The sequence below is a fragment of the Novosphingobium sp. 11B genome, from assembly GCF_054589055.1.
Genome location: NZ_BAAILP010000164.1, coordinates 5727 through 10295, shown reverse-complemented (window position 1 = coordinate 10295; position 4569 = coordinate 5727). Strand labels below are relative to the sequence as shown.

Sequence of the window (4569 nt, the reverse complement as noted above, 5' to 3'; positions counted from 1 at the left end):
CTGGGGGGGGTACTTGTACGGACCGCGCTGCGCAGCGTGGCGGAGCGCGAACGCGGGTTCACTTCCAGTTCCGCCTCACCGGGACGCACGCCCTTCGACACCTTCTCGAAAGGTGCGGGCGCGGTGGCCGTCTGCGGCAGATGGCGCGACGTGGACTGACCGGCGCTGCTGGCATCGCGCAGGAAGCGCTTCACCTTGCGGTCTTCCAGGCTGTGGAACGTCACCACCGCCAGCCGCCCGCCGCCCTGCAGCAGCGTCTCGGAAGCCTCCAGCGCCGCGTCCAGCTCGTCCAGTTCGCCGTTCACATGGATGCGGATCGCCTGGAAGGTGCGGATCGCCGGATCCTTGGGCGCATTGCTGCCCTTGTAGGCGGGATTGTAGCCCAGCGCCTTGCGCACCACGCGGGCGAGGTCGCCGGTCGTCTCCAGCGGCCGCGCGGCCACGATGGCGCGGGCCAGACGGCGCGACTGGCGCTCCTCGCCGTAGAGATAGAGCACGTCGGCGATCTGCGCCTCGTCCGCTTCGTTGACGAAGTCGGCGGCGGACATGCCGTCCTGGCTCATGCGCATGTCGAGCGGGCCGTCGGAACCGAACGCGAACCCGCGCCCCGCCTGATCGAGCTGCATCGAGGACACGCCGATGTCCATCACCACGCCGTCAACCTTGTCGACCCCCACATCTCCAAGGCCTTCGACCATTTCGGAGAAGCGGCGGGCGTGCAACACGAGGCGCGGCGGATTGCTGGCGAGTTCGGGCCATTTCCCCGGATTGTTTTGCACAGCGGCGATCGCATCGGGATCGCGGTCGAAGGCATGCACCGTCGCGCCCTCGTCGAGCAGTCGGCGGGTATAGCCACCGGCACCCAGCGTCGCATCGACGATGAGGTCGCCGCCCCGGGGGTTCAGGGCGGCGACCACCTCCTCAAGGAGCACGGGGATATGGGGAATTCCGGGGGCACTCACGACTTCTTGGCCTTTGCGATTTCGGCTTCCTGCAGCGAGCGGCAGGTGGCGATGGCGGCCTCGAACGCGGGGTCGTCGGCGTGCTTGTAGAGTTCTTCGGGGTTCCAGATCAGGATGCCGGTGCGGCCGATGCCCTGGAAGAACAGCTGCTCCCCCACCGCGGCGAGACCGGCGAGCGCCTCGGGCATGGTGAAGCGGCCGCTGCCGTCGAAGGGCACCTGCTGGAAGTTGTAGAGCTGCATCGCGCGGCTATCGCGATTGAAGGGCTTGCCGGCGGTGTCTGCACGCACCTGCTCGGCATCGAGCTGGGTTTCGAAATCCTCGACGCGGGAGAGGCCGAAACCGACGAGGCACTTCCAGTCGGCGTGCTTGGCAAGGCACAGAACGTCCTTGCCGCTCGAATCCCGTACGGGAGAGCGAAGCTCCTTGGGCAGCACGAAGCGGTTCTTGTCGCGCAGAAGCGAGAAGCCCGGTCCGCTGTAGATGTATGGCTGCCCCGCCATGACTGTCCGAAATCGCCCCTAAGTTGCCGTCCCGGAACATGAAGACCCCCTCGCCCGGCGACGCATGCGCGCCGGTTTCCGTGACCCGAGACGGGCACGGCAGGAATCAGCCTTTCCGATTGACAGTGGTTCTATATCGGGAATGTCGGGGATTAAAGGGAAATATGGGGATGAACTGGCACTTTTGCGCCGAAATGTGGGACTTGCGGCGAACCGTGGCGGAACGTTTCATGAATCCGGAGCGCCGGCTATCGCACAATATCGTTGAGAATCAGAAAGATTCCTTCTTTCCCGCGCTGATCCCGCGCCATCCCCGGTTTCAGGGAGTTCGTCCCCAATATTCCCGGCGGGTTGCTACTTGGCGAGACGATGCAGAAAATCGGCCAGAAGCGCCTGCCTGGCGGCCAAATCTGCCGATTCATCAGGATTTTCGAGCACGGCCGCATCTGCCAGCGCAAGAATGCGCCCCTTCCCCGAGACGCAGTCGGCGAGCAATCCCCGCGCCTCGATTCGGCACTCGGCAACCGCATCCCCGGCTTTCCCCGAGCCGCCCCCGGATTTCCCCAAAGGTTGGAACCGGCCCGCAAGATTGACGGGAATGCCGCCTTCCAGCCGCTCTCCGGCCTCCTGCGTGTCGTCGAACTGCAGCTCGAGTCCCCAGCGCGCAAGGATCGGGGAGAGCATTGCGATGTCCTGCGGCCGCCGGGGATCACCGGGGCCGAACCGGGAATGCACGGTGAGCATCGGGTCCACGAACAGCAGCACCCGCCCGCCCCCACGCACCCATGTGTCGAGTGCGACGTTCTCCTGCGCCGTCAGTGGACGCGGCTGGGCAAGCACCAGCACGCCATTCTCGGGCAGCGGCAGCACGCCTTGCGCATTGGCCAGCGTATCGAGCGGAATCACGCGGCCTTGCGCACGCAGGACCTCCAGCGCCCAGTGCGGCGCGCCGTCGTCGGCAAGAAGACCCTTGATGTCCTCGCTCTCGTTCCACGCGATGGGCAGGCTGGAGTAGAGGCCGATCACCTCCTCGCCTTGCGGCCGGGGCACTGCGCCCTGCCCGCATGCGGTGAGCAGGGCCACGGCGAACAGGGATGCTGCACGCCGCCACATCAGCACGAAACCCCGAAAGGACGAGTCAGGGCGCGGTCTGCGCCGAGGGTGAGCCGGTCATGTCCATACCCGGCGTCGGGGACGTCGAGGCGCCCGAATTCTGGGCAGGCGTCGGCGTAGGGCTGGGATCGGCCGCCGGGACCACGCCGATGTCCGCGAGCGGATCACTGGCGGCCTTGGTCGGCTTGGCATCGACCGCGACCACCTGCTGGATCGGATCGACCGTATCGGTGAGCCGGATCCGGTCGCGAATCACGTTGGCGAGGCCGACGATCAGCAGCATCGCGCAGAGGCCGAAAAGCCCGATCTGCAGCCGATAGACGGCCTGCGATCTCAGTTCGCGGGCGGAGGGCGGCGCGAAGTGCTGCGCCGTCTGCAAGGGTTCCAGAATAGAATGCGACTCGATCATATGGGCGGACGATTTCCTGCCGTGTGTGACAGGTTTACATCACCTCGTGAGCCAAGGGAAGACGGGGAGATTCTTCGCCTCCAGCCACTCGGCGTTGTACAGTGAAGAGAGGTAGCGGAAACCCGTATCGCACAGGATCGTCGCGACGCGCGGGTCCTCGCGACCTTCCTCGACCAGCTTGCGGCCGAGCGCCACCGCGCCCGCCACGTTGATGCCGGACGACAGCCCCAAGCACAGCCCTTCCTCGCTCAGCAGGCGGCGAACCCATTCGAGGCCGTCCTCGTCCGAGATGCGGAACTGGGTGTCGATCGGCGCGCCTTCGAGGTTGGCGGTGATGCGGCCTTGGCCGATGCCCTCGGCGACGGAGTTGCCCTCGGCCTTGAGTTCGCCGTTGGCGTAGTAGTTGTAGAGCGCCGCGCCGTGCGGGTCGGTCAGGGCGACGACGATGTTCTCGTCGAAGGCCTTCAGGCCCATGCCGGTGCCCGCGATGGTACCGCCGGTGCCCGCCGCGCACGTGAAGCCGTCGATCCGGCCGCCCATCTGCTCCCAGATTTCGGGCGCGGTCGATTCGATGTGAGCCTTGCGGTTGGCGATGTTGTCGAATTGGTTGGCCCAGATCGCGCCTTCGGTCTCCTCGGCCAAACGGCGCGAGGTGTGGACGAAGTGGCCGGGGTTGGAGAACGGCGCGGCGGGGACCAGCACAAGTTCGGCGCCGAGCGCGCGCAGCGTGTCCATCTTCTCGCGCGACTGCGTCTCGGGCATGACGATGACGGTCTTGTAGCCCAGCGCGTTGGCGACGAGCGCAAGGCCGATGCCGGTGTTGCCTGCCGTTCCCTCGACGATCGTGCCGCCCGGCTCGAGCAGGCCCTTCTCCTCGGCGTCGCGCACGATCCAGAGGGCCGCGCGGTCTTTCACCGAGGCGCCGGGGTTGGCGAATTCGCACTTGCCCCAGATCTCGCAGCCGGCGGCCTCACTCGGCCCTTCGAGGAGCACCAGCGGGGTATTGCCGATCAGGTCGAGCGTGGAAGCACGGGGTTGCGGGGCAGTGGCCAAAGTCGCGGTCATGGCGCGACAGTTAGGAAGCCGAAGCGGCAGGCGCAAATGTTTTGCGCCTGCGCCCCGCATATTTACCCTCAGTCTTCCGGCGCGATCGTGACGCGCAGGCCCTCCAGGTCCGCAGTAACCGGCACCTGGCACGACAGGCGCGAGGTCTCGTTGCGGTGGTCAGAGCTGTCGAGCAGGTCGTTCTCGTCTTCGCTCATCGCGGGCAGCTTGTCGGCGAAGGCGGGGTCGATGAAGACATGGCAGGTCGCGCACGAGCAGCAGCCGCCGCACAGCGCCAGCAGTTCGTCGAAGCCGTCGTCGCGGATCACTTCCATCAGGGTGCGCCCCTCGGCAGCGTCTACGGACTTCTCTTCACCAGCATGATTGACGACGATGATCTGCGGCATGGCTCTCGATTCCCCTTGTGATACGCCCTGTATCGTAATTGTCTTTGTATGCGGACTTGCCGCAGGCTGCTAAAGGCTGCAACCCCGTTTTGCAAGGTGGCGAAAATCATGGGTTTGACGGCAGACGAACT

6 protein-coding genes are annotated in these 4569 nt (G+C 65.9%); all 6 read right to left on the bottom strand.

What is annotated here, in order from left to right:
* A partial coding sequence (gene rsmH, locus ACYPYD_RS15140) for a 16S rRNA (cytosine(1402)-N(4))-methyltransferase RsmH (protein WP_459663991.1) occupies positions 1-962 on the bottom strand: 962 nt, incomplete at its 3' end.
* Positions 959-1465, bottom strand: a complete 507-nt coding sequence (locus ACYPYD_RS15135) for a division/cell wall cluster transcriptional repressor MraZ (RefSeq protein WP_459663989.1) — start codon at positions 1463-1465, stop codon at positions 959-961. The genes ACYPYD_RS15135 and rsmH, both read right to left, overlap by 4 nt.
* A 354-nt stretch (positions 1466-1819) precedes the next feature.
* Positions 1820-2578 carry a Gldg family protein gene (locus ACYPYD_RS15130; RefSeq protein WP_459663987.1) on the bottom strand — a complete coding sequence of 253 codons (759 nt, stop codon included), beginning with the start codon at positions 2576-2578 and terminating at the stop codon, positions 1820-1822.
* Positions 2579-2603: 25 nt separating this feature from the next.
* The gene (locus ACYPYD_RS15125; RefSeq protein ID WP_459663985.1) at positions 2604-2987 is read right to left on the bottom strand and encodes a hypothetical protein; all 384 of its coding nucleotides are present in this window, start codon (positions 2985-2987) and stop codon (positions 2604-2606) included.
* 39 nt (positions 2988-3026) lie between these two features.
* Complete coding sequence (locus tag ACYPYD_RS15120) at positions 3027-4052, bottom strand: cysteine synthase A (RefSeq protein WP_459663984.1); 1026 nt, start codon at positions 4050-4052, stop codon at positions 3027-3029.
* A gap of 68 nt (positions 4053-4120) precedes the next feature.
* Positions 4121-4438, bottom strand: coding sequence for a 2Fe-2S iron-sulfur cluster-binding protein (locus ACYPYD_RS15115; RefSeq protein ID WP_008831094.1), 318 nt, complete (start codon positions 4436-4438; stop codon positions 4121-4123).
* Between the last annotated feature and the right edge of the window lie 131 nt (positions 4439-4569).